Genomic DNA, 22,366 nt, shown 5'->3' with positions numbered 1-22,366 from the left:
TAAAACGTTACGGTGGTAAAATGAAAGTTTCTTGTGAATTAATAGTCTGGCATGTCCTGCCCATAATAAGAAGGAGGTAGAAGGGGGCTTGCCATGATTTATAGTAGATAAGTCTAATTTAACTCAAAGAACCAAAATTATTGATGGAATCGAGAAGTGAGAGAAACATCAAAATAGGGCTCACGACGCGAAACTGAATGGTTGTAAAGTATATATTGGGCGGAGATGGAGAATATAAATGAAACGGATATACTTAGATCATGCTGCTACAACATCGGTTGACCCTGTGGTAGTAGAGGCAATGCTCAATCATTTCACAAAAAAGTTTGGAAACGCATCATCTATCCACCAATTTGGACAAGAAGCAAAAGTGGCTTTGGAGAATTCGAGAGAAATCATTGCTAAAAAAATCAACGCCGATTCCAAAGAAATAGTCTTTACATCTGGCGGTACAGAGTCAAATAATTTAGCATTAAAAGGGGTTGCATTTGCTAACAGAAACAAAGGAAAACATATAATCACTTCACGAATAGAACATGAATGTATATTAAATTCATGTAAGTGGCTGGAGAAGCAGGGTTTCGAAGTCACACGTCTGCCGGTTGATCAGTATGGGTTTGTCAGGCTTGAAGATTTAGAAAAGGCGATAAGAAAGGATACAATTCTTGTTTCGGTTATACATGCTAATAACGAGGTTGGAACGATAGAACCAATCGAAAAAATTGGGAAAATTTGTAAAGAGCATGATGTTCACTTTCATACTGATGCCTGCCAATCATTTACAAAAGTTCCTTTAGACGTAAAAAAACGAAATTTGGATTTGGTTACGATAAACTCCCATAAAATTTATGGCCCCATGGGCGTTGGTGCTTTGTATATAAAAGAAGGCGTTAAAATCGAAACATGGCAACATGGCGGAGGACATGAAAAAGATATAAGATCAGGAACGGAAAATGTTCCCGGGATAGTGGGATTTGCAAAAGCAGTTGAAATCGCTAAAGAGCATGATATTCAACGTATGGCAAAACTTAGAGATGTATTGATTAAGGGTGTGTTAGAAGAGATCCCCAATACAAAATTAAATGGCCATCCAACTATGAGACTTTGTAACAATGCTAATTTTTCTTTCAAATATATAGAAGGTGAATCTCTGGTTTTGCGTTTAGATGCAAGAGGTATTGCATGCTCTACTGGTAGTGCCTGCTCCTCCCACACCTTAGGACCATCTCATGTTCTGTTGTCCATTGGTTTAACACCGGAAGATGCTCACAGTAGCTTAAGGATTACTGTTGGAAAAGGGAATACGGAGGAGGAAATGGAATACACGATAAATACATTAAGAGAAGAAATTAAGAATTTAAGAAAAATTAGTCCATTTGGTGATTAAAATGTACACTGAAGAAGTCATGAAGCAGTTTATGCACCCAAAAAATATGGGGGAAATAAAGAATGCAGATGGAATAGGAAAAGCCGGGAATTTTATTTGTGGCGATATAATGTGGATTTTTATTAAGGTAGAAAAAAATAAAAAAGAAGAAGTGATACTCAAAGATATCAAATTTAAAACACTGGGTTGTGCAGCTGCTATTGCTACTTCTTCTATGATAACAGAACTTGCTAAAGGAGAAACTTTGGAAGGAGCACTAAAGATAACAAAGCAGGATGTAGCTAATGCTTTGGGCGGTCTGCCGCCGATTAAAATTCATTGTTCCGTCCTTGCTGCAGACGCTTTAAGTGAGGCTGTTTATGATTATCTATCTAAGAACGATTTGCCAATATCTAGAGAGTTAGTTAAAACTCATGAAAGGATTGGAAAAGAATTGGAAACGACAGAAAAAAAAGCATAATTGATTCAGGAAATAAAAAGGTTGAAAAAGGGTGAAGTGCCGTGTATCGTGTATCTAAATTTGTGGGGGCGGTATCGTGTGGTGGATGATATATGCTAATCTAAGGAAAAGGAAAGCAAGAACCTTGTTAACAATAGTTGGGATTTCTATTGGTGTTGCCACTTTGTTTGCACTGTTGTCTATCAGTGCCGGAATTGAACTGACATTGGAACGAGAAATAGCGGGCCTGGGTGCTCATATCATTCTCCTCCCGGAGGGCTGTCCTCATATGCTCATCATCGCTCTGATGCAAGGCGTAGATACAATGGAATATATTCCGGAGGAGAAGCTCTCCCATATAAAGGGAGAGGATAACGTGAAACTTGCTGTGCCGGTGGTTGTCGGGAAGGCCACGGTCGCCGACAATTTAGTATCCATATACGGCACTACAGAAGAAATAAATGAATTAAAGCAATGGGACATTGAAGAGTTTAACGGCGCCGTGGTTGGGAGTGATGTAGCTGGTGACCTGAATCTTGCCCAGGGGCAGACCATCTATCTGAGAGGATTTAACGAATTAAACATAAAAATAATCAAAATTTTGGATGAAACGGGTGGGAGGGATGACACTTTTATATTCGTGCCGCTGGATGTTGCCCAAGAAATCTTTGACCTAGAGGGGAGTTTAAGCGCAATACTCGTAATAACAGAGGACGTTGGAAGGGCGCCTGAAACAAGAGAAGTGCTTGGCAGGTTAGGAAACATGCAAGCTGTTCCTCCGTCAGAGGTCTTTGATACACTCATGAGTTTGTTTGCCATGATAAAAGCAAATCTGCTGCTGATTACAGGGATAGCAATCGTGACAGGAATGTTCACCACAGTAAATACCATGATGATGGCAGCGTATGAGCGAAAAAAGGATATCGGGCTGTTTAGGGCTATAGGTGCAACTAAAAAAGATATATTCAAATTGTTTATGTTTGAATCACTGTTTCTTTCGGTGGTTGCAGGAATATTTGGAGTTTTGATGGGTTATGTCTTTATGAACCTTTTTCCCATAGCAGGTATTTTAGGTATCGAGTATAGCCCATATTTCTCACCACAATATGTGCTGATATGTTTGATCGTGGCATGTGGCGTGGGTACTATTTCAGGAATATATCCGGCGATGAGTGCTGCAAAAACAACACCAATTAACGCATTGAAGGAGTTATGATGATAGAACTCATAAATGTATCAAAATCGTATGAAGGAGGGGAGAACGAGTTTTGGGCACTGAGAAATATTAATTTGAAAATCGAGAAGGGTGATTTTACTTCCATTGTCGGTCCTTCGGGCTCTGGGAAGTCCACGCTCTTACACATATTGGGTTTTTTGGATAAGCCTACAAAAGGGGCTGTCTTGATCGATGGAAAGCATGCAGAAAGACTTAGTGACGATGAATTGACTATGGTAAGGCGGGATAGGGTAGGCTTTGTTTTTCAACAGTATTATTTGAATGACAGCATGAGCGCATTGCAAAATGTCATGTTGCCCTTGGAATTTAGCAGGGACAATAACAGGAAGGAAAAGGCAGTTAGGTTGTTGGGGTTGGTTGGACTGGCAGATAAGCTGGATAACTATCCTTCGGGACTGTCTGGTGGTGAGCAGCAGAGAGTTGCAATTGCCAGGGCATTGGCAAATAATCCTGAATTAATACTTGCTGACGAGCCGACAGGAAATTTAGATTCTGCATCTGGCAATAAAATATTGAATTTGTTAACGGAGTTAAATAAAGAAAAGGGAGTTGCCATGGTCATAATAACGCATGATGAAAAGATAGCAAACACAGCTAGAAAAAAGATAAAATTGTTTGATGGGATGATAATATGAAAACCAAATTAAGCCATATCTTAATTGTTTTAATGGTTATGGCGATAATGTTAGTCAGCGGATGCATAGACGATGAAACAGCCCCTACAGGAGACGATAGAACAGTTGAGTTGATATCCATTCGTGATTTGCTTGAAAACAGGGAGAAATACGATGGGGTAGAGGTTGCGATTAAAGGGACGATAATCAATCAATGCAGCAGGGGATGCAAGTTTAATATAAATGATGGTACTGGCGTTATGTTTGTGGAAATGATAGGGGAGGCGTGGGAAAAGCCGATACCACCAAGCATTGGAAAAATCGTGGAAGTAAGAGGCACTTTTTATCAAGCTCCACGACCACAGGTAATTGTGGTAAAGGTCGGAGACGTGATTGTGAGATGAAATCGCCCTGTGAACTAATAGTCTGGTATGTCCTGCCAAGCATAAGGTATGAATTGACCAAGGAACTCCTCAAGCTGGGGCTATCTCAAAAAGAAGTGTCTGAAAGACTTGGGATTACGCAGGCAGCGGTTTCGCAGTATGTGAAGGAAAAGAGAGGAAAAACCATGAAATTCAAAGAAGAGGCCAAAGATGCCATAAGGAGACTGACAAATGATATCGCCGAGGATGGTGCCTTTGATGATTTGATCCCCCGACTCTGTAGAATCTGTACGCAAATCAGGATAAGCGGGGAGCTCTGCGAATTGCATAAAGGACAGGAGGTGGTCCAGGAAGACTGCGATGTGTGTTTGAGGACACTATAATGAAACTCGTATCACTAATTTCGGGCGGAATAGACTCACCAGTTGCGACATATCTTATGATGAAGAAGGGCGTGGAAGTAATTGCGCTTCATCTCGATAATCGCCCATTCACTGATGAAAAACAGCTTGACAAGTCATTGAAATTGGTAAAACACCTTGAAAATCTCTTCGATAAGGGCATAAAAACGTTCGTCGTCCCGCATGGAGACAATCAGGCCGCATTTGCGAGAAACTGCATTGAGAAGTTACAATGTGTGTTATGTAGAAGGATGATGTTGAGAATTGCGGCGAATATTGTAGAAAGAGAGGGCGCCGATGGAATACTCACCGGGGAGTCGCTCGGACAAGTCGCATCCCAGACGCTACAAAATATCTATGTGACAAATCAGGCAGTTAAAACGCCAATAATGAGGCCTTTGATCGGAATGGATAAGGTCGATATCATTGACATCGCCAGGAAGATCGGTACTTATGACCTTTCAATTTTGCCTGGTTTATGTTGTACGATCGTTCCAGAAAAACCCTCGACTGCTGCAAAATTGGAGATTGTGTTAAGGGAAGAGGAGAAGGTTAACATAGAATCATTGATTGAAGAATCGATGGAGAGTGCTCGTGTTGTATCTTGTTAAGCCGTGTAAGACCTCTGCCGCGTATGAGGCAATTCCCGATAAGGACCTTTGTTTTGACATTGACGAATCTGCCGAAAGATTGAAACAAGACTACGATATCGTGGCGAATGCTAAAATCATGTTGATCGTTAAAGGTGCGTGCGAAATATCAATACACCGGACTGGGAAGCTCATCATAAAAACAGATTCGGAAGAGAAAGCAAAAGAGGCGGCGGATAAAATATATGAACTGCTCAGATAAACTCAAAAAGCTAAAAGAGAATATCGCCGATAAAAAAAAGGTATTGGTTGCATTCTCCGGGGGCGTTGATAGCGGACTTCTTCTGAAAGTGGCATATGATGCACTCGGTGATGATGCCTTCTGTGTCATTTTGGATACCGAAACGCTGCCGAGAATCGAACTGAAACATGCAAAAGAGTTCGTAGAAGGTCTTGGATGTCGATACGAGATAATAAAACACTCCGAACTGGAGAATGAAGATTTCATTAAAAACCCACCAGATAGATGTTATTATTGTAAGAATGAATTTGCAAAGGTTTTAAAGAAAGCGGCGTCAGATAGGGGGATAAAATGCATAGCAGATGGCGTTAATCTGTCGGATTTTGATGAACACCGCCCCGGAATAAAAGCATGTGATGAAGCCGGGATATGGCACCCTTTTGTCGATGTTGGAATAACGAAATCTGACATTCGCGAGATGTCAAAAGAACTTGGGTTATCATTTTGGGGTAAACCATCTTCTGCATGTTTATCCTCGAGGATACCTTATGGTGAGGCGATCACGAAAGATAAACTTTTGATGGTCGAAAGGGCCGAAGAGATGTTAATAAAGGAGGGTTTTGCACAGGTCAGGGTCAGGATGCATGGAGAGATTGCGAGAGTGGAGCTATTGGAAGATGAACTGGAAAGGGCATTGGATTTGAGAGATATAATCGTAAAGAAATTGAAGGCGATTGGATTTAAGTATGTAACGCTCGACCTTGAGGGATACAGGAGCGGGAGTATGGACGAGGTTTTATAATCAGTATACAAATAGCATCGTTATGCCAATGCACGCTGCCACTGTAAGCGTTATAATGAAGAGCATTCGAAGTCCATACTTCCATACATTCTCGCCGCTTATCTTTGCAAGATAGATGCTCAACGATATCAATGTGACATAGGATATGACCAATGATGATTCAAACGCACCTATCCTAAATATCTCATCTATTGGCAGGATGAAAGTCGATATGAAAAATGGCAACAACACGATTGACCCTACTATCAATGGAGTTGCTCCATTAACCGCTGCCGTATAGATCGATGCAAACTTTGATGCCTGTTCATGTTTCGTGTCGTTGAGATCGACCAGCATAGCGCTCCCTAAATGCTTGAGTTCCATAGCTCTTTCCGCCTGCTCGGTCATATAAGCACTGCTAGCACCCGAGATGCTCAATGCAATGCTCGCTGCAATGCCTGTACTCAGGATCGTCTCAGGCTCTCTTATGCCAGCTATATATGCGCCTATGATGAGTCCCATCACCGTCAAGACACCATCAAAAGAATTCATGACGAAGTATCGCCTTGCAATCTTTGATACGCCTGAGATATCAAGATAAGTCTCGATAGTTTCTTTCAATTTGTTCTCTCCATTTCAATTACTTGCGTTCACATAATACATGTGTGTCCAAATAAATAAATCTTTAGTGAGAACTAAGGTGATATCATGAACTCGCTGAAAACCTACGCGACAATTCTGATTGCCATGATGCTATGGTCGGCAACGTTCGTCCTCGTCAAGATAGGGCTGGAAGAGGTAACGCCGATTTATCTGGCAGCGTTGCGATTTTCCATTGCCACGATGATACTTGTAGGTTTTGCGCTGGTCCAATTCGAAATACGAGAAATCGAACAATTCACGAAGAATAATTTCGTAACATTGCTTGCGCTTGGCATCGTTGGTATCCCCATCCCAAATATACTGCAGAACTTGGGGATGCTTTACGTGAGCGCCTCCATGGCGAGCATTTTGCAAAACAGTAGCCCTGCGTTCACGTTAATCCTGGCGGCGATATTTTTGCGCGAGTCGCTTGGATACAAAAAACTGTCTGGTTTGTTCATCTCCTCCATAGGCGTCGTCATCATATCGACCAATGGAGATTTTTCAACCATCGGCAATGGCTCTCCTCTTTTTTATGGCAATTTGATGCTCATATCCTCGGCGATATGCTATTCCATTTATGCCATCATCGGCAAGAAGCTCCTGGAGAACAACAGCCCCCTGCTAATTTTGACGGTCAGCACGCTCATGGGAACGGTATTATTGAACATAATCTCGATATTGACGGAACCTGTCAACTTCTTATATTCGGCGGTAACCTGGTCTGCTATCCTTGTGTTGGCAGTCATTTGTACGGTGATAGGAACATTATTATATTTCGAGGCGCTCAAAGAACTGGAAGCATCGAAGACGGGCTTCTTCGCACTTCTAATACCGGTATTTGCTATCATCCAGGCGTCCGTGCTCCTCGCCGAGACGATTCACCCATATCAAATCGCATGCGGCGCTTTGGTCTTGCTGGGCATCTGGATTGCGCAGATGGAGTAGTTATTCCACTTTGATAATATCATATTTCATCGAGCCGAGCTGAAGTTTTTCTGCCGCTTCCAATTGATATTTAGCGCGAGTCCATTCAAAGATGCTGTGGAACTTGTCCTCATCGTGAAACTCCTTTGGAGTTGCCATTGAGTTTGGGAGCATTGGGGCCTCATTTACCATGTCCACCGATGCCTTATCTATCGCAAGTATATCCTCTGAGGCAAGGATGCCCAGATCTGGGACGATTGCATTATCTGAGAAAGGACAGCAATCGCAGTGCGGCGTGATGTCGAGCAGAAAGTTCACGTATCTAACGTTCTCCCTTCCAACTAACTCTAAAACTGCTCTGGCACAATCAACGAATCGCTCAGAAAGGTCTTTCGAAGATGTCCATTTGGCCAGTATAGCATCTTCTTCACATACTTCAGCACATCCCTGACATCTGATGCATTTTTCATGGTCGACCTTCCAGTCTTTTATGGCATCAACTGGGCATATCCCAACACACTCACCACATTTTGTACAGCGTCCCTGGTCGATTACAGGTGGATCATACATATGCACATCATATTTTGACGTCTTGGTGGTGCAGCCAACGCCTATGTTTTTGAGCGCCCCGCCAAATCCAGAGTTCATATGTCCCTTAAAATGAGCTAAGGAGATGATTTTGTCCGCTTCTGCAATGTGCTTTGCTACATATACGCTTTTGAGCTGAAGACCATCAATTTGAACCTCGACGCCATCAAAGCCCTTTAATCCATCGGCGATTATGATCGGTGCGGACAGCGTCTGGTGAGTATATCCATTTTCCTCTGCAGTCTCGATTTTTCCAACCGCGAAGCACCTATCACGGGTCATTCCAAGTCCAGTGGTCTCGGTCACGAAGGGCTTTCCACCTTTTTCCCTGACCATCTGGGCGACCTTACGGATGAACACAGAGCGCAGCGGTTTTGTCGTTCCGTGGACGCCGAAGTGCGTCTTGATGGCGACTTGGTCTCCTTTTTCGATGTCATCCAAAATGCCACTTTTTTCCAAAAGACGCTCCAGCTTGCTGACAGTGCTCAACTTTGGCTGATACCATTTTTCGGGCTGACCGACCTGCGCCCTTGAATCTACGAAATATACCCGAGTAGCGCTCATTATGGTACAATATGTAGAAGGGATACAAAACGTTAACTGGTGAAACAATCGATATAGGACGTCTAACGACTTCTGCAAACGTCTAAAAAATTCTTAAACAGGTCGATGCCATGAACAGTATGCGACACCTCTGGATGCCACTGCACGCCGTATAGGGGGCGCTCTACATGTTTCATGGCTTCGTTTTCGCAGATGTCTGAACGCGCCAATCGAATGAAATTTTCAGGCAGAACGCTGACCTCGTCTGCATGGGATGCCCAGGTATACGTCGTCGGACTTAGTCCTTTGAGTATGTCATCTTCATCGAGGATTTCAACTAATACCTCTGCATACCCTCCGTGTTTGCCTTTGCGCACCTCACCGCCAAATGCCTTTGCCATCAATTGATGCCCCAAGCAGATGCCAAGAATGGGCACATCGAGCTCATGCACGTATTTCATGCAGTTTCCTATTTGCCCCATGGCCGGTCCACCACTCAGAATCAGTCCGTCCGGCTCCTTTTCTAAGATTTCTTCTGCGGATAATGTGTTTTTTACCAGCTGGTTATCGATACCCAGGTCTCTTATCGCTCTGTGTATCAGATGACAGAACTGTCCGTAGTTGTTTATGATGAGGATTCTTGGACTGCTCATTACTTTCACCCTGCTATCGTTAGTTTTATTTATTGTGGTAATGATTTGTTATTGTAGCAATGACTTATATATGCTTCAGTAAAATGATAAACAAGCGGTTTGAGGTGTGAACATGATAAAAGAAATAGCTAAACAGCTAAAGACTCGTTTTTCTGAGATGGGCATAGAAGCCCCTCTGGAAGAGATCGAATCCAAACTGGGCGCTTTAATCAACGAATATCGCGTTCCAGTTGATGAAGCGAAGCGTAGCGTTGTTAACCAATATTTAAGAAAGTCGGACATACCCAGGAATGAATTTTATGTCCGGTCAGAGTCCGATTTTGTCAAGATTAGAGATATTCAATCCGAAGGACGATGGGTCAGTCTGAAGGCTAAAGTAGTTCAACTATGGTCCTCTGAGAGCGAATCAATAGCACAGGTCGGGCTGATAGGAGATGACACGGGCACGATCAAATTCGTCAATTGGGCGAAATCAAACTGCACCATGGTTGAAGAAGATAGAAACTATGTATTCAAGAACGTGGTGACCGATTCATGGCAGGGCAGATTCCAGGTGAACTTCAACAAGAACACCGAGATACAGGGAATAGAAGAGGAGATAGAGGTAGGCTCTCTTGTGGAAGAGATTATGGGAGTGATAATAGATATTCAGTCTGGTTCTGGTCTGATCAAACGGTGTGAATCTTGTAACCGGGCCCTTGTCAAAGGTTCCTGCGGCGAGCATGGAAAGGTCGAGGGTAAATATGACTTGCGAGTGAAAGCAATTATAGACGATGGCAAAATCGTGCAGGACGCTCTTTTGAACAGGGATGCTATCGAGACATTGACCGGCATAACTCTGGACCGGGCAAGGAAGATGGCGGCAGAGGCATTGGACTCTTCAGTGGTTTTAGATGCGCTTGCAGACAAACTGATCGGGCGATACTTCAAAGTACAGGGTCCAAAAATCGGTCGCTATATGTTGGTGGAAGAGATTCAAAAAATGTCCATGGCATCGAACGATGATGTCAAGGAGTTAATCGCGCAAGTGGAGGCGATATAATGCAGGATGATGAATTTCCGAAGGGATTCGCACCGCGGCATGCTCAAATCTCTGAGGACACGGAACACTCCATAAGTCGAAGGTCTGGAAGTTTACGACAAAGAGAAGTAGCCAAGCGGATTTTCGCCAAGGAATACAGAGAATCCAATCTGACATTCAAGGAGAGTGATGATCAATATGCGCCGCTCTATTTATTGACTCCAACTGGCGCGAAATGCAATAGGGTGTTCGTCGTGGGCACGCTGACCGAGAAAGAGGACATAGGGGCTGGTGTAGAATTTTGGCGCGCGCGCGTTGCAGACCCTACTGGCGTCTTCACAGTATATGCCGGACAGTATCAACCAGAAGCTTCCCAGGCGCTCGGAGAAATCGAGCCGCCGCAATTCGTGGCGGTTGCGGGAAAGGTCAACGTATATGATCCCGGCGATGGTAAAATTACTTCCATCCGCCCCGAGTCCATATCCGTGGTCGATGCCGAGACCAGAGACGTGTGGATTATGGAGACTGCCAGGCATACATTGGAACGCCTATCCTCACTGACACGTTCTGAAGATCCCGACGTTAAAAAAGCGGTAGAACACTATTCGCCTGACAGACGGCATTACAAGCAAATGGTGCTGATGGCACTTATGTCCATGACCGACGAACCAACCGAAGAGGAGAATTCCGACAAGGGCGGATTTGATGTGATCGATATGAGCCAGATATAGGTTATAATATCATGGTCAAAGTAAAGTTTTTTGCGACGTTCAGGGAAGCGACAAATGAAAAAGAGGTGGAGATGGAGGCACATGACATAGCGGAGCTTTTGCGCAAGCTCGTGGACAAGTACGGTAAAAAATTTGAGAAACTCATTTTTGAGGATGTTGAAGTCTCTCGGAGACTGCAACTCCGTCAGATCTCTGATCTGGCGCACGTTGAACTCCATGATTATGTCAAAATCTTGGTCAATGGAAAAAGTATAGAACTCCTCGATAAGCTAAAGACCCGACTGGACGACAACGATACGGTCGCCATATTTCCGCCGGTTGGAGGAGGATGACACTTACAGATAATGACATGGAAAGGTATAGTAGGCAAATCCTGCTGGACAACATTGGTAGAGGCGGGCAGGAAAAACTGAAGAATGCCACGGTTGGACTCCTTGGTGCAGGCGGTCTTGGAACTACAGCATCCTTATATATAGTAGCCGCCGGCGTAGGAAAGCTGATTATAGCAGATTGTGATGTTCCTGATTTGAGTAATTTGAATCGACAAATGCTCCACTGGGAAAAAGATATTGGCAGAACTAACAAAGCAGAGTCCTTTGCCGAAAAGTTATCGTCACAGAATTCCGACATTGAAATAGAGACCATAACTGAGAGGATAACGAATCAAAACATATCGATGTTCGATGATGTCGATGTCATGGTGGACTGTCTGGACAACTTCAGCACGAGATACCTTCTAAATGAATTCTGCGTGAAAAATCGAAAACCACTCATACATGCGGCAGTGGAGGGCTTTTATGGACAACTAACGACGATTATTCCATCGAAGACTCCGTGCCTGAACTGCATATTCTCCGGCATGGCAGATAAAAAAATATTTCCGATAATCGGCGTCACAGCAGGATTGTTTGGCATTTTAGAGGCAAACGAGACCATAAAGCTCATCACAGGTGCGGGTGAAGTGCTGGCAGGAAAATTGCTTTCCTATGACCTTTTATCCTACAACTTCGACATCATTGAAATCAAAAAGAGCGAAAAATGCGAAGTCTGTGCTGATGTGCGTCATATCATGTCCAGAAAGAAGTGATGTAATCTCATATCTCGAGTCAATTCTGGATGGAACGCGAGTGCCAATAGTTTATCCTGTTTCGCTGCAACGATGCATCCATCATACGTCGCAAGTATCTCGACGTTCTTTTCAACCTTTGTGATGATTGGCGCTCTGATAAACACGGCATTGAACGGCTCGTCGCCTATGGCGCCGATCTTCAGCGGAAACTCAAACGAATCCCTCTGATGGCCAAACGTATTTCTCGTCACGCGAATGCCCATGAGCCCCAGTTTTGACAGCAGGATAAGGCCTGCACAAGTACCGAGAATCGGCGTGCCCTGTTTTGCAGCAATCTTTATTTCAGAGGCGATGCCCTCCTGCTCCATCAGCAGATTCATGGTCGTACTCTCACCACCAGGCATGACGATGGCATCACATGAGGGGACGATTCCGCTGTGTTTAATGGCGACAACCTCGCCACTGCGCTCGGATAGCGCCAGCTCCATGGCCTTTATATGTTCTTCGATATCTCCCTGTAGTGCGATGATTCCGATTTTAATCATTGCTTCAAACTTACCAACCGCGCGTCTGAAGGACTTCGCCTTCGGGCAGGGTGTGAGTGTCAATCCCCTTCATTGCACTGCCCAGTCCTTTAGAAATCTCTGCGAGTACCTCAGGACGGTCATAATTGCTCACCGCATCCACGATTGCCCTGGCCATTTTCTCCTGGCATTCTGCCTTGAAAATACCCGAGCCCACAAAAACTCCGTCCGCTCCCAATTTCATCATTAAAGCCGCATCTGCAGGTGTGGCAATTCCGCCAGCTGCAAAGTTGACGACCGGCAGTCGCTGCATTTTCATCGTCTCTTTCACGAGCTCAAATGGTGCTTCGATTTCCCGTGCAACGCGTTGCAGTTCCTCATCGCTTTTGCCTTTCAACTCCCTGATTGTGCCCATGATCGCTCTCATGTGTCTAACCGCCTCTTTAACGTCGCCAGTTCCTGCCTCGCCCTTTGTTCGTATCATCGCCGCCCCTTCGTCGATGCGACGCAGGGCTTCCCCAAGGTCCCGTGCACCACATACGAATGGGATTATGAACTTTCTCTTGTCGATGTGATATTTTTCGTCAGCAGGCGTCAATACCTCTGATTCATCGGCCATATCGACGCCCAGCGCCTCGAGTATCTCCGCCTCGACAAAGTGTCCTATCCGCACCTTTGCCATCACTGGAATCGTGACCGCATCCATTATCTCCGTTATGACAAGTGGGTCCGCCATCCTTGCCACTCCGCCGACTTTTCGAATATCTGCCGGTACGGCATGGAGAGCCATCACGGCTACGGCGCCAGCCTTTTCCGCTATCACTGCCTGCTCTTTACTGGTGACATCCATGATGACGCCGCCTTTTTGCATTTTGGCAAAACCGCGCTTGAGCAACTCAGTGCCATGTCGTAGTTCCTCTAATTTCATCGTCTTTCTCCTTTTATACTCGCCCTTCTTTTTGGCATCTTCAATGATAAAGCTAACGATACTACTGTCGAGCCTATCGGACTGGGTGAACTTTTTTGCCCCTCACCCGAACCAGCGGCTTTGAAATATGTCGTCTTGCAGATGGAGGTACTTCATATAGCCCTATCTCAAGATCTCTTTTTATCGAGATGTGCTCTGGTTTATCAGCAGCCGTTCCGCACTTTTTACACCTATATCCTTGATGCCTGCCAGCCGATTTCATTCTTTTCCCGCATGTACATACTGGATTTTGCTTGATGAACTGGTCGGCGAGCGATACGATTTCTATTTTCTCTAAGTTGATGGTCCGGTTCTTCATGATGTCACAGATGGAACATCTGTGAGATGCATCAGATGGGACATCTGGTGGAGTCGTAATCTCTTTGAGATTTCGACAGTTGTATTTCCTTCGGAAATTCAACGCACCATAAACTACCACTTCGTCACCAACGCATAATCTCCGCACCACATCTCTGAATCCCTTTGTCGGCTCGTAAGCTGCACAGTCGATATTGTGACCGTTTTCTGCAACGGTGAAGAAGACATGTCCCCCCCGGATCGAATGTGGCTGTTTGACCACAACACCACTTAGGATATATGAGCGCTCGTTTTTTACAGAGGAAATCTTTTCGTGCATTAAGTGTGCATCAGTGCCATGATTGGTTTTGAAAAGGATGTGGCGCTCCAATGGCTCTGATTTGATGATTTCAAATGCATTCTGGATTGCATTGATATCGTCGCCCCTGATACCAAATAATACAGGACACGACGAGCTCGGCGCGAATACGATTATATCGTTGGAAACGTCTACCGTATCCCATGTCAACGGATATGTTGTCTGATCTGCTTTTAATACAGATTCTTTGTCGATATTTCGTGGAGTGCCGTATCGCCCTTTTTGACGATAAGCTATCAGCTCGTATGTAAAATCTTCCTCGAGTGTTGCCCCGATGGCAGCCAGTGCACCGATGACGCCCCGCCCATTTTTGAAACTATATACTTTACCATATCTTTTAGCGAGTTCCATCGCCTCTGGGATGGTAACGACATCCTGTATCACACGTCTGGAGAATTCTGTGATTTCAGGGGGAACTTCCGCATCCAAAAATACAATCCCTGGGTTTGTGTTTGGGTCATCAAGTTCTGCCATTTCTTTTACTGTACCGACGACGATATCCTCAATTTGAGACTCCTGCCCTTCGTTGACATGAATTTGAATGGCGATTGCACCGTTTCCTCTTGTCTTGTACCTGACGTTCGGATTAAGCCTGATCAATTTGGGATGGTCGACTATAACTCCATAGTTCTGCAACCGTTCCACTAACACTGCCGCCAGATAAGTGGTGCACATTCTCATTTTTGAGTCCGTATCATCAATTCCGATGAACATCGACATAAATTGAATATCGTATCAAATATCTGCTATTTATAGTAGTATTTATTATATAGGAGCATTGGATGAGTAAATGATGTACCAAGATTTGCACATGGCTAAGGTTTTAGATATCTTAGAGTACGCTGGATTTACTACACAGTAGTTCTGAAAGTGTCAAATTCTGGCAACCAAGTCGGTGATTGAGTAGTAAAACGAGCATCAGAACCGATTTCCAAAAAGGTTATATAGGAATACAAACAGTTATATCTCGTTAACTCAATTAGTGGAGGGTATAGTATGACAGGACAACTAAGTGGTCAACCAATATTGATTTTAAGAGAAGGTAGTCAGAGAACGAAGGGCAGGGAAGCCCAGAGCATGAATATTATGGCAGCGAAGACCGTTGCAAATGCCGTAAGAACTACTTTGGGTCCAAAGGGCATGGACAAGATGCTCGTGGATTCGTTGGGGGATGTCGTCATCACAAATGACGGCGTAACCATCCTGAAAGAGATGGATATCGAGCATCCAGCCGCAAAGATGATGGTGGAGATCGCAAAGACCCAAGACGACGAGGTCGGCGATGGTACCACTACTACTGTCGTTCTTGCAGGAGAACTGTTGAAGAGGGCAGAAGCTCTTTTAGAGCAAGATATCCACCCGACGATTATCACGTCAGGGTATCAAATGGCAGCCCAAAAAGCAGTAGATATTCTGGACAACATTGCGATACCAGTGTCTGAAGATGACGAAGAAATGCTTCGGAAAGTCGCAGCTACTGCGATGACGGGAAAGGGCATGGCATTAGGAAAGGATATATTCCCACTACTCTGCGTAAGAGCAGTCACGGCTGTTCTCGAAGACGGGGTAGCTGATATAGATGATATCAAAGTTGAGAAGATAGTGGGAGGGACCGTCGGAGATTCTGAGCTCATTGAAGGCATGGTAATCGACAAAGAGAGAGTTCACCCAAGCATGCCCAAGTGCGTCGAGAATGCAAAGATCTTGCTCTCTGATGCAGCTATTGAGTACAAAAAGACATCAGTTGATGCAGAGATATCTATAACCTCTCCAGATCAATTGCAAGCCTTCTTGAATGAAGAGGAGCGCATGCTGAAAGACATGGTAGACAAAATCAAAGATACTGGTGCAAATGTCTTATTCTGCCAGAAGGGCATCGATGACCTGGCGCAGCACTATCTCGCCAAGCATGGCATCTTGGCTGCACGACGTGTTAAGAAGTCCGATATGGAGAAATTGGCTCGTGCAACTGGCGGGTCCATAGTGACGAGCCTTGACGATGTCGAGGAGGGTGATCTTGGCAGCGCTGGATTGGTCGAGGAAAAGAAGATCGCAGAGGAAGATATGATGTTCATCACTGGGTGCGAGAATCCGAAATCGGTATCGTTGATCATACACGGCGGAAGCGAACACGTCGTCGATGAGGTCGAACGTGCTGTGCATGACGCGCTGCGTGTAGTAGGGGTTGCGATGGAAGATAAGAAAGTTGTGGCAGGAGGCGCATCTCCCGAGATGGAGGTCGCGCTTGGACTCAGGAGATACGCGGCCACGGTTGGTGGGCGTGAACAGTTAGCTATCGAAGCATTTGCGGATACGATGGACATCATTCCCAGGACGTTAGCTGAAAACGCAGGTCTTGACCCAATCGATGCGCTGGTCTCACTGCGTGCTCAACACGAAAAGGGCAAAAAGACTGCGGGGCTGGATGTGAACACCGGCGACGTCATCGACATGCAGAAAGCTGGCGTCATCGAGCCATTGAGACTCAAGACACATGCAGTTAAATCTGCAGCCGAATCTGCCACCATGATTCTGAGAATCGACGATGTGATTGCAGCCAGCACTCCGAAAGGCGGAAGAGGAGCTCCAGACATGCCACCAGGCATGGGCGGAATGGGCGACATGGAAATGTAACTTAGTGTCTAACGCCCCCTCAATGAAGGGCCTGCATTCTCGATATGAATTCAGGTCCTCTGTCACTTTTTTATTTTTTCCATGAGTATGAATAAGGCACAAAAAATCGTAGACAGACTGCTTGAGATATATAGATATCCTATTTGGGAGGACGATGATCCGTTCCGCACGTTGATAAAGACGGTCCTGTCGCAACATACCAATTCTAAAAATACCGACATCGCATTTCAAAACCTGTTTTCCAGATTCAAGACGATAGAAGAAATTGCCAACGCGGACATCGATGAACTCACGGATTTGATAAGGCCTGCAGGATTGCACAATATAAAAGCCAGACGAATTAAGGACATATCAAAGTTGATCATGACGAGATATGGTGGGGATATAAATCGCGTGATTCAAAAGGGCATGGACGAAGCCCGAAAGGAACTTCTGGATATAGATGGAATAGGTCCTAAGACTGCGGACTGCGTACTTCTTTTTGCTGGAGGGTATGCTGTTCTGCCGGTGGATACGCACATATTCCGTGTGACAAAGCGGCTTGGACTTGTACCAATTCACGTCGACCACGAGGAAGTAAAGAAGGTCTTAGAACGTCAGATTTCTCCAGATAAAATCGGCCCAGCCCATATAGCACTGATATCCTTTGGCAGAGAATTTTGTAGAGCAAGGACTCCCAGATGTGGGAAATGTCCATTGGATGATTTGTGTGAGTCTAAGGATTCATTTTAATATGATGATGAACTGCCTGATCAAATTTGCGTAACGCAACTGCCACAGTATATAAGGTTTCATAACTGTTAAATACGATTGGATGACATTGTAGTAGCATAAAATGAGAGGATGACGTGCAAAAGGGAGCGAAAATTTCTGAACGATAGAACGATGAAATTTATATACCTTACTATCTAATAGACAAATACAAGTTAGCAAGGGGCGTAATTATAGTTGGGCAAATATAAAAGGCAGACATTGGAGGACGTAGTTAAGGCAGCTGTGGAACGTCTATCGGAGGATAAACTTGCCGAGGTCTTTGATTTCGTAAGTTATCTTTTAGCAAAAGAGAAGAGAGAAGAAGGAGAGGAAGAAATGGAATTGGACCCCCAAAAAGACCCCATTCTGAAATATTATATAGGGGGTGTATCGGTTGAACCCTTTGCTCACAAGATAGACGAAATACTCTACGGTGAAGAAGATTGAAACACTTCATTGACACATGGGGGTGGATTGTATTGGGAAATAAGCGTGAGTCAAGGCATACAGAGCTTTATTCGTCATGGAAAAAACAAAAGAGTATGAGCTACACGACAGATTATGTCCTGGACGAAACATTTACTCTTCTTTTTAGACAGTTATCCTTTAAGGAAGCTAAGAGACAGCTGGATGTAATAGACCTTGCTATCAAAGAAGGTTATCTACGTTTAGAGCGTATTACCGCAGAGCGATTTGAGAAAGCAAAAATCTTAAGAATAAAGTTTCAGGACAAGCCAAGAGTATCATTTACCGATTTGACCTCAATGGTGGTCATGGCTGAGATAGGAATCACCAATATTCTTACGCAAGATGACCATTTCGCTCAAGTAGGAATGGGATTTCAGAAAATTCCTCAGGCATGAAGGAGTTTTCACGTGGGATGGTAGTTCGTTTAGCATTCTCAACTGCGATTCAAACCGAGCCGGAGATATTGCTGCTCGATGAAGTGCTGGCGGTAGGTGACATGGAATTTCAGCAGAAATGCACCGAGAATGCCGATTCCAATAGTCAATCCGCACGTGGTCATATAAACCGTATCGTCTCCAGGTTCATCGGCGCTCTCGTCTCTATTCCATATTTCGTATATATCGAACCTGCCAGGTCTATGCACTTGCCCTCATCGCCGTGATTGGTCAGAATCCGCTCCGGTCGCGGCTTCATGCGCCTGATATAGCTCATCAACTGTTGCCTGTCCGAGTGACCGGAAAATCCATCTACGGTCTCTACTCGCATATTGACCTTGACCGTCTCCGTCTTGCCATCGCTCGAGAATGGAATTTCGCTCCAGCCTTTCTGGATACGTCGTCCGAGGGTCCCTTCCCCCTGGTAACCTACGAATACTAGCGTGTTTTTGCTGTCCGAAGCAAACGCCCTGAGATACTCCATCACAGGTCCGCCGTTCAACATGCCAGATGTTGCGAGCACCACTCCAGGTTCTCCTTCGAGAATCTTCTGGCGATTCGCCGGCTCAACTCGGATGAAACAATCTGAGATGAATGGATTCAGTCCTTTGTGGAAAATAAGGTCTCGAAGTTCATTGTTCAGATATTCGGGATATGTTGTATGAATGGCAGTAGCCTCCCAGATCATGCCATCCAAGTATATGGGTATCTTATCGATGAGGCCTGTTCTGATCGCCTCCTCCAGTACGATCATGACCTCTTGACTTCTCCCAACAGCGAATGCCGGGATCAATACTTTTCCGCCCTTGGCAATCGTTTGCTTTATGATAGAATACAGCTTTTGTTCTGCTTCACGTCTGGATGGTTGGCCATCTTGACTCCCCCCGTAAGTTGCCTCCATCACGATGGTTTCCAGTCTTGGAAACTCGTTAACGGCTGGGTCGAATAATCTGGTCAATTCATATTTGAAGTCGCCCGTAAACGCCACATTGTATAATCCATTTCCGACATGGAAGTGTGCTATGGCAGACCCAAGTATATGTCCGGCGTTATGAAACGTCAATCTAACATCAGGGGCTATGTCCGTCACATCTCCATAATCCAGCGCAATGGTGTGTTTTAACCATTTTCGTATCATAGATGAGTCATATGGCGCTTTCTTCGCTTCTCTGGCGGCGACCTCTATGTAATCTAGCTGTAGCAAAGACATCAAGTCTATAGTAGGAGGGGTTAGATATATTGGCCCTTCGTACCCATATTTGAATAATAGCGGCACCAGTCCTGCATGGTCGAGATGGGCATGCGTGATGACTACTGCATCGAACTGGCTTATTGGGCTTGCCTCTGGCACGTATAAATATGGCGTACCATTATCCACTGACCCAACGTTGACGCCACAATCGATTAACACTCGCGTCTCTGGCGTTGATAATATGAACGAGCTCCTTCCGACCTCTCTACAGCCACCTAAACTCGTCATACGCACCCACGAATCTTTGTAAGTTATATCACGGTGGATTTTTCTGCCGATTTGTTTTAAAATGGCTTTTCTATCATCGCATTCAGACCGCATGTACTGGCGTATGTTTTTCACGATAGAGGACTCTATTGGTGGCGTTCGGATTACCTTGGGAGTCCATCCAATGCTTTTCGTAATTTCTCGAAGTGTGACGCCATGTCGTCCTATTACCAATCCTGGCTTTTGCGCCTCGATGACGACTTCACCCGTATCTGCCTCAAAGTAGTGGTCGGTAATCCCTGCTTCTACCGGGACGATTTCTTCGATACTTTTGATAGCATCCCCTGGGTCAACAAGTACCTTGGGATCCGGTCGCACGACGACTCGTTTACGTAGCTCCTTGGCGAGTGCTCGAATTATGTCACCATTATCTGCGAATTTTCGCGGCTCCTCTGTATATATCACCAGCATTGGACCTTCAAAATCAAGGTCGGATATGGTCACACCAGCAGGTAGGCTATTTTTGGTCTTTGTTCTAAGCTCATCAAGAACTTCTTCTACTGACATCGTGCTTTTGTTCTCCTGACGCTAGTAGCGCTAGAGTGGATATAAAATATGAATCGAAAACGATTATGCCTATAATTTGTCGACTATTTTGGAGATCTCCGTTGAATCTAATGTTTTATACTCTTCTGGCGTAATAGTTACCACTTCGATTCCGTTACCTGAAGCGGAATCCCTCTTGATGGCCGCGTATACTGCACGTATGGCAAGGGTGACTCCATCTCGCAGTGGCATGTTCTCTTTGTATCTATCTTCCAGGACGCCATATGCGATTGGCGATCCTGAACCGGTAGCGACTGCTTTTTTCTCCTCGATCTGTCCGCCCAGTGCATCCAATGAATATAAACCAGGGCCTTTTTTATCTATTCCGCCCACGATCAGATGAACTAGATATGGAAAATACCTTCGAGTGAACAGAATGTTGGACAGCAAGGTTGCCATCGCACCGACCGTCATCGGTTCCTCTCTTCGTATTTTGTAGAGTTTTGTCTCTGCTGAGATTATTCTTACAAGGGTCTGCGCATCACCAATTGCACCTGCCGTGGCCATACTCAGCCTGTCGTCGATTTGATATATCTTCTTGGCATCTTTGCTTGCGATAAAATTGCCCATTGTAGCTCGTTTTTCGCTTGCTAGTACAACGCCGTTCTCACAGGTTAATCCAACTGTAGTAGTGCCTTTGTATTGATTACCGTCAGCCATTGTCATACCTCTGATTAAAAGTAGAAAGTCAGTTATGCAAAGTCAAATTAGTTATCTATGTATTTAAGTCTTGCCATCCCTCGCAGTGAATTTTTTTCCTTGGTTGCTAGTTATATAACTCGCCATCCCAAGTCTTAAGAAACATTCTTAGAGATGCTGCATCGAAACTGTTTTATACAAGTTTATACCACTTTATACATCATGATGAAAATGAGAGTAAGCGCTGCGACAAAACAAGCACATCGTTATGTTTATCCTGTAGACCTGAAGGACGTAAATGAATCGCTTGATATAATCGTGGAAAAAGTGGGTTGCTCAAAGGCTGATGCGATACGGGATGCGATACGGCATTATGCGGAATACGTGCATGGTTTGGAGGTTGCGACGTACAGAAGCATAAGCAATGAGCAGGCTAAAAAAGATGTCCAAGATTACATAAAGGGAAAGGAAAGGATTGCTGCAGACGATATAAGCGATGCCCTCAGAATCGATATGGGCATGGTGAATGAAGCTTTACTAGAGCTATGGCAGGAAGGATGGGTAGAACCAGAATGAATGATGTGATCAAGGGCGAGAAGATAAGATGTGTTGGCAGAAGGATATCCAGTCCCAGACTGATTCAGCAGACCGGCAGACACAGGGCGATCGAGCTCTTTGTCGAGGGGAGACCTGCTATTGCAGAGATCGTGAGAACATGGAGGGTGTTATAATTCAAAGAATTATAACTACCTTGAACTACAGTTCAAGGGTGTTGAAGAAGAAGGAAAATAGGTAGACCTGTTAAAACACGGCGCATCCTGAATCTGTGCTCTTACTATTTTATACAACCAACTGTTATTTTTGAGTATTCGTATAACTGTTTGCGGATAAAAGAAGTTTACAAAGCAAATTTGGGTGGAGTGCCGAAGGCGAAGCCATATACCTGCTATTAGGCGATA

The 22,366-nt window shown here is 44.7% G+C and carries 28 protein-coding genes; 20 read left to right on the top strand and 8 right to left on the bottom strand.

Going from position 1 to position 22,366, the window contains the following annotated elements:
* The first annotated feature begins 238 nt into the window (after nucleotides 1-238).
* The 9 genes from BME93_00140 to larE all read left to right on the top strand — a co-directional run bounded on the left by BME93_00140 (nucleotide 239) and on the right by larE (nucleotide 6,094).
* A complete protein-coding gene (locus BME93_00140; GenBank protein ATZ60611.1) occupies nucleotides 239-1,387 on the top strand; it encodes a cysteine desulfurase family protein in 1,149 nt (382 codons plus the stop codon).
* Between the two features lies 1 nt (nucleotide 1,388).
* On the top strand, nucleotides 1,389-1,847 hold the full coding sequence (locus tag BME93_00135; protein ATZ60610.1) for an iron-sulfur cluster assembly scaffold protein: 459 nt from the start codon (nucleotides 1,389-1,391) through the stop codon (nucleotides 1,845-1,847).
* Nucleotides 1,848-1,932: 85 nt separating this feature from the next.
* A complete protein-coding gene (locus tag BME93_00130; GenBank protein ATZ60609.1) occupies nucleotides 1,933-3,042 on the top strand; it encodes an ABC transporter permease in 1,110 nt (369 codons plus the stop codon).
* Entirely contained in the window at nucleotides 3,039-3,698 is a 660-nt protein-coding gene (locus BME93_00125; GenBank protein ATZ60608.2) for an ABC transporter ATP-binding protein, read from the top strand. The genes BME93_00130 and BME93_00125 overlap by 4 nt, the downstream gene beginning before the upstream one ends.
* Nucleotides 3,695-4,081, top strand: a complete 387-nt coding sequence (locus BME93_00120) for a hypothetical protein (GenBank protein ATZ60607.1) — start codon at nucleotides 3,695-3,697, stop codon at nucleotides 4,079-4,081. The genes BME93_00125 and BME93_00120 overlap by 4 nt, the downstream gene beginning before the upstream one ends.
* Nucleotides 4,078-4,443 (top strand): helix-turn-helix domain-containing protein, encoded by a 366-nt coding sequence (locus tag BME93_00115; GenBank protein ATZ60606.1) that lies wholly within the window; start codon nucleotides 4,078-4,080, stop codon nucleotides 4,441-4,443. Before BME93_00120 ends, BME93_00115 begins: the two co-directional genes overlap by 4 nt.
* Nucleotides 4,443-5,072 (top strand): 7-cyano-7-deazaguanine synthase, encoded by a 630-nt coding sequence (locus tag BME93_00110; protein ID ATZ60605.1) that lies wholly within the window; start codon nucleotides 4,443-4,445, stop codon nucleotides 5,070-5,072. The genes BME93_00115 and BME93_00110 overlap by 1 nt, the downstream gene beginning before the upstream one ends.
* Nucleotides 5,059-5,313, top strand: coding sequence for a hypothetical protein (locus tag BME93_00105; protein ID ATZ60604.1), 255 nt, complete (start codon nucleotides 5,059-5,061; stop codon nucleotides 5,311-5,313). The genes BME93_00110 and BME93_00105 overlap by 14 nt, the downstream gene beginning before the upstream one ends.
* Nucleotides 5,297-6,094 (top strand): ATP-dependent sacrificial sulfur transferase LarE, encoded by a 798-nt coding sequence (gene larE, locus BME93_00100; GenBank protein ATZ60603.1) that lies wholly within the window; start codon nucleotides 5,297-5,299, stop codon nucleotides 6,092-6,094. Before BME93_00105 ends, larE begins: the two co-directional genes overlap by 17 nt.
* On the opposite strand, the gene BME93_00095 is transcribed toward larE, so the two are convergent.
* Nucleotides 6,095-6,694: a hypothetical protein gene (locus BME93_00095; protein ID ATZ60602.1), complete on the bottom strand. Its 600-nt coding sequence runs from the start codon at nucleotides 6,692-6,694 to the stop codon at nucleotides 6,095-6,097. It abuts the gene before it with no gap.
* Nucleotides 6,695-6,781: 87 nt separating this feature from the next.
* Here BME93_00095 and BME93_00090 point away from each other — a divergent pair, with 87 nt between their 5' ends.
* A complete protein-coding gene (locus BME93_00090) occupies nucleotides 6,782-7,663 on the top strand; it encodes a DMT family transporter (GenBank protein ID ATZ60601.1) in 882 nt (293 codons plus the stop codon).
* On the opposite strand, the gene BME93_00085 is transcribed toward BME93_00090, so the two are convergent.
* Nucleotides 7,664-8,794, bottom strand: coding sequence for a DUF362 domain-containing protein (locus BME93_00085; GenBank protein ID ATZ60600.1), 1,131 nt, complete (start codon nucleotides 8,792-8,794; stop codon nucleotides 7,664-7,666).
* A gap of 62 nt (nucleotides 8,795-8,856) precedes the next feature.
* Complete coding sequence (locus BME93_00080; GenBank protein ATZ60599.1) at nucleotides 8,857-9,426, bottom strand: GMP synthase subunit A; 570 nt, start codon at nucleotides 9,424-9,426, stop codon at nucleotides 8,857-8,859.
* A gap of 112 nt (nucleotides 9,427-9,538) precedes the next feature.
* On the opposite strand from BME93_00080, the gene BME93_00075 reads away from it, so the two are divergent.
* From BME93_00075 to BME93_00060, 4 genes are read left to right on the top strand one after another with little or no spacing between them, the layout of a single operon-like run.
* Nucleotides 9,539-10,468 carry a replication factor A gene (locus BME93_00075; GenBank protein ID ATZ60598.2) on the top strand — a complete coding sequence of 310 codons (930 nt, stop codon included), beginning with the start codon at nucleotides 9,539-9,541 and terminating at the stop codon, nucleotides 10,466-10,468.
* A complete protein-coding gene (locus BME93_00070; GenBank protein ID ATZ60597.1) occupies nucleotides 10,468-11,178 on the top strand; it encodes a DNA-binding protein in 711 nt (236 codons plus the stop codon). Before BME93_00075 ends, BME93_00070 begins: the two co-directional genes overlap by 1 nt.
* Before the next feature lie 11 nt (nucleotides 11,179-11,189).
* Nucleotides 11,190-11,510: a MoaD/ThiS family protein gene (locus BME93_00065; protein ATZ60596.1), complete on the top strand. Its 321-nt coding sequence runs from the start codon at nucleotides 11,190-11,192 to the stop codon at nucleotides 11,508-11,510.
* Nucleotides 11,507-12,265, top strand: a complete 759-nt coding sequence (locus BME93_00060) for a HesA/MoeB/ThiF family protein (GenBank protein ID ATZ60595.1) — start codon at nucleotides 11,507-11,509, stop codon at nucleotides 12,263-12,265. The genes BME93_00065 and BME93_00060 overlap by 4 nt, the downstream gene beginning before the upstream one ends.
* Here BME93_00060 and pdxT read toward each other — a convergent pair.
* The 3 genes from pdxT to BME93_00045 form a co-directional block, all read right to left on the bottom strand.
* Nucleotides 12,241-12,789, bottom strand: coding sequence for a pyridoxal 5'-phosphate synthase glutaminase subunit PdxT (pdxT, locus tag BME93_00055; protein ATZ61692.1), 549 nt, complete (start codon nucleotides 12,787-12,789; stop codon nucleotides 12,241-12,243). The genes BME93_00060 and pdxT overlap by 25 nt on opposite strands.
* A gap of 13 nt (nucleotides 12,790-12,802) precedes the next feature.
* Nucleotides 12,803-13,699 (bottom strand): pyridoxal 5'-phosphate synthase lyase subunit PdxS, encoded by an 897-nt coding sequence (pdxS, locus tag BME93_00050; GenBank protein ATZ60594.1) that lies wholly within the window; start codon nucleotides 13,697-13,699, stop codon nucleotides 12,803-12,805.
* 73 nt (nucleotides 13,700-13,772) lie between these two features.
* Nucleotides 13,773-15,128 carry a tRNA(Ile)(2)-agmatinylcytidine synthase gene (locus BME93_00045; protein ID ATZ60593.2) on the bottom strand — a complete coding sequence of 452 codons (1,356 nt, stop codon included), beginning with the start codon at nucleotides 15,126-15,128 and terminating at the stop codon, nucleotides 13,773-13,775.
* A gap of 282 nt (nucleotides 15,129-15,410) precedes the next feature.
* Between BME93_00045 and thsA the strand changes: the two genes are divergently transcribed.
* From thsA to BME93_00025, 4 genes are all read left to right on the top strand, one after another.
* Nucleotides 15,411-17,048, top strand: coding sequence for a thermosome subunit alpha (gene thsA, locus BME93_00040; protein WRQ72946.1), 1,638 nt, complete (start codon nucleotides 15,411-15,413; stop codon nucleotides 17,046-17,048).
* Nucleotides 17,049-17,135: 87 nt separating this feature from the next.
* Complete coding sequence (locus tag BME93_00035; GenBank protein ID ATZ60592.2) at nucleotides 17,136-17,780, top strand: endonuclease III; 645 nt, start codon at nucleotides 17,136-17,138, stop codon at nucleotides 17,778-17,780.
* A 216-nt stretch (nucleotides 17,781-17,996) separates the two neighbouring features.
* Complete coding sequence (locus BME93_00030; GenBank protein ID ATZ60591.2) at nucleotides 17,997-18,248, top strand: hypothetical protein; 252 nt, start codon at nucleotides 17,997-17,999, stop codon at nucleotides 18,246-18,248.
* Complete coding sequence (locus BME93_00025; GenBank protein ATZ60590.2) at nucleotides 18,245-18,664, top strand: PIN domain-containing protein; 420 nt, start codon at nucleotides 18,245-18,247, stop codon at nucleotides 18,662-18,664. Before BME93_00030 ends, BME93_00025 begins: the two co-directional genes overlap by 4 nt.
* Before the next feature lie 160 nt (nucleotides 18,665-18,824).
* Here BME93_00025 and BME93_00020 read toward each other — a convergent pair whose 3' ends face one another.
* Nucleotides 18,825-20,729 carry a beta-CASP ribonuclease aCPSF1 gene (locus BME93_00020; GenBank protein ID ATZ60589.2) on the bottom strand — a complete coding sequence of 635 codons (1,905 nt, stop codon included), beginning with the start codon at nucleotides 20,727-20,729 and terminating at the stop codon, nucleotides 18,825-18,827.
* A 69-nt stretch (nucleotides 20,730-20,798) separates the two neighbouring features.
* On the bottom strand, nucleotides 20,799-21,428 hold the full coding sequence (psmB, locus tag BME93_00015) for an archaeal proteasome endopeptidase complex subunit beta (protein ATZ60588.2): 630 nt from the start codon (nucleotides 21,426-21,428) through the stop codon (nucleotides 20,799-20,801).
* A 201-nt stretch (nucleotides 21,429-21,629) separates the two neighbouring features.
* Between psmB and BME93_00010 the strand changes: the two genes are divergently transcribed.
* Both BME93_00010 and BME93_00005 read left to right on the top strand, forming a co-directional pair.
* Nucleotides 21,630-21,983 carry a hypothetical protein gene (locus tag BME93_00010; protein ATZ60587.2) on the top strand — a complete coding sequence of 118 codons (354 nt, stop codon included), beginning with the start codon at nucleotides 21,630-21,632 and terminating at the stop codon, nucleotides 21,981-21,983.
* Entirely contained in the window at nucleotides 21,965-22,138 is a 174-nt protein-coding gene (locus BME93_00005; GenBank protein ID ATZ60586.2) for a hypothetical protein, read from the top strand. The genes BME93_00010 and BME93_00005 overlap by 19 nt, the downstream gene beginning before the upstream one ends.
* Nucleotides 22,139-22,366: the final 228 nt, after the last annotated feature.

The organism is Methanosarcinales archaeon Met12, from assembly GCA_002813105.2.
Lineage (GTDB): Archaea > Halobacteriota > UBA148 > UBA148 > JAJOKI01 > JAJOKI01.
This window is presented reverse-complemented; position numbering and strand designations above follow the sequence as displayed.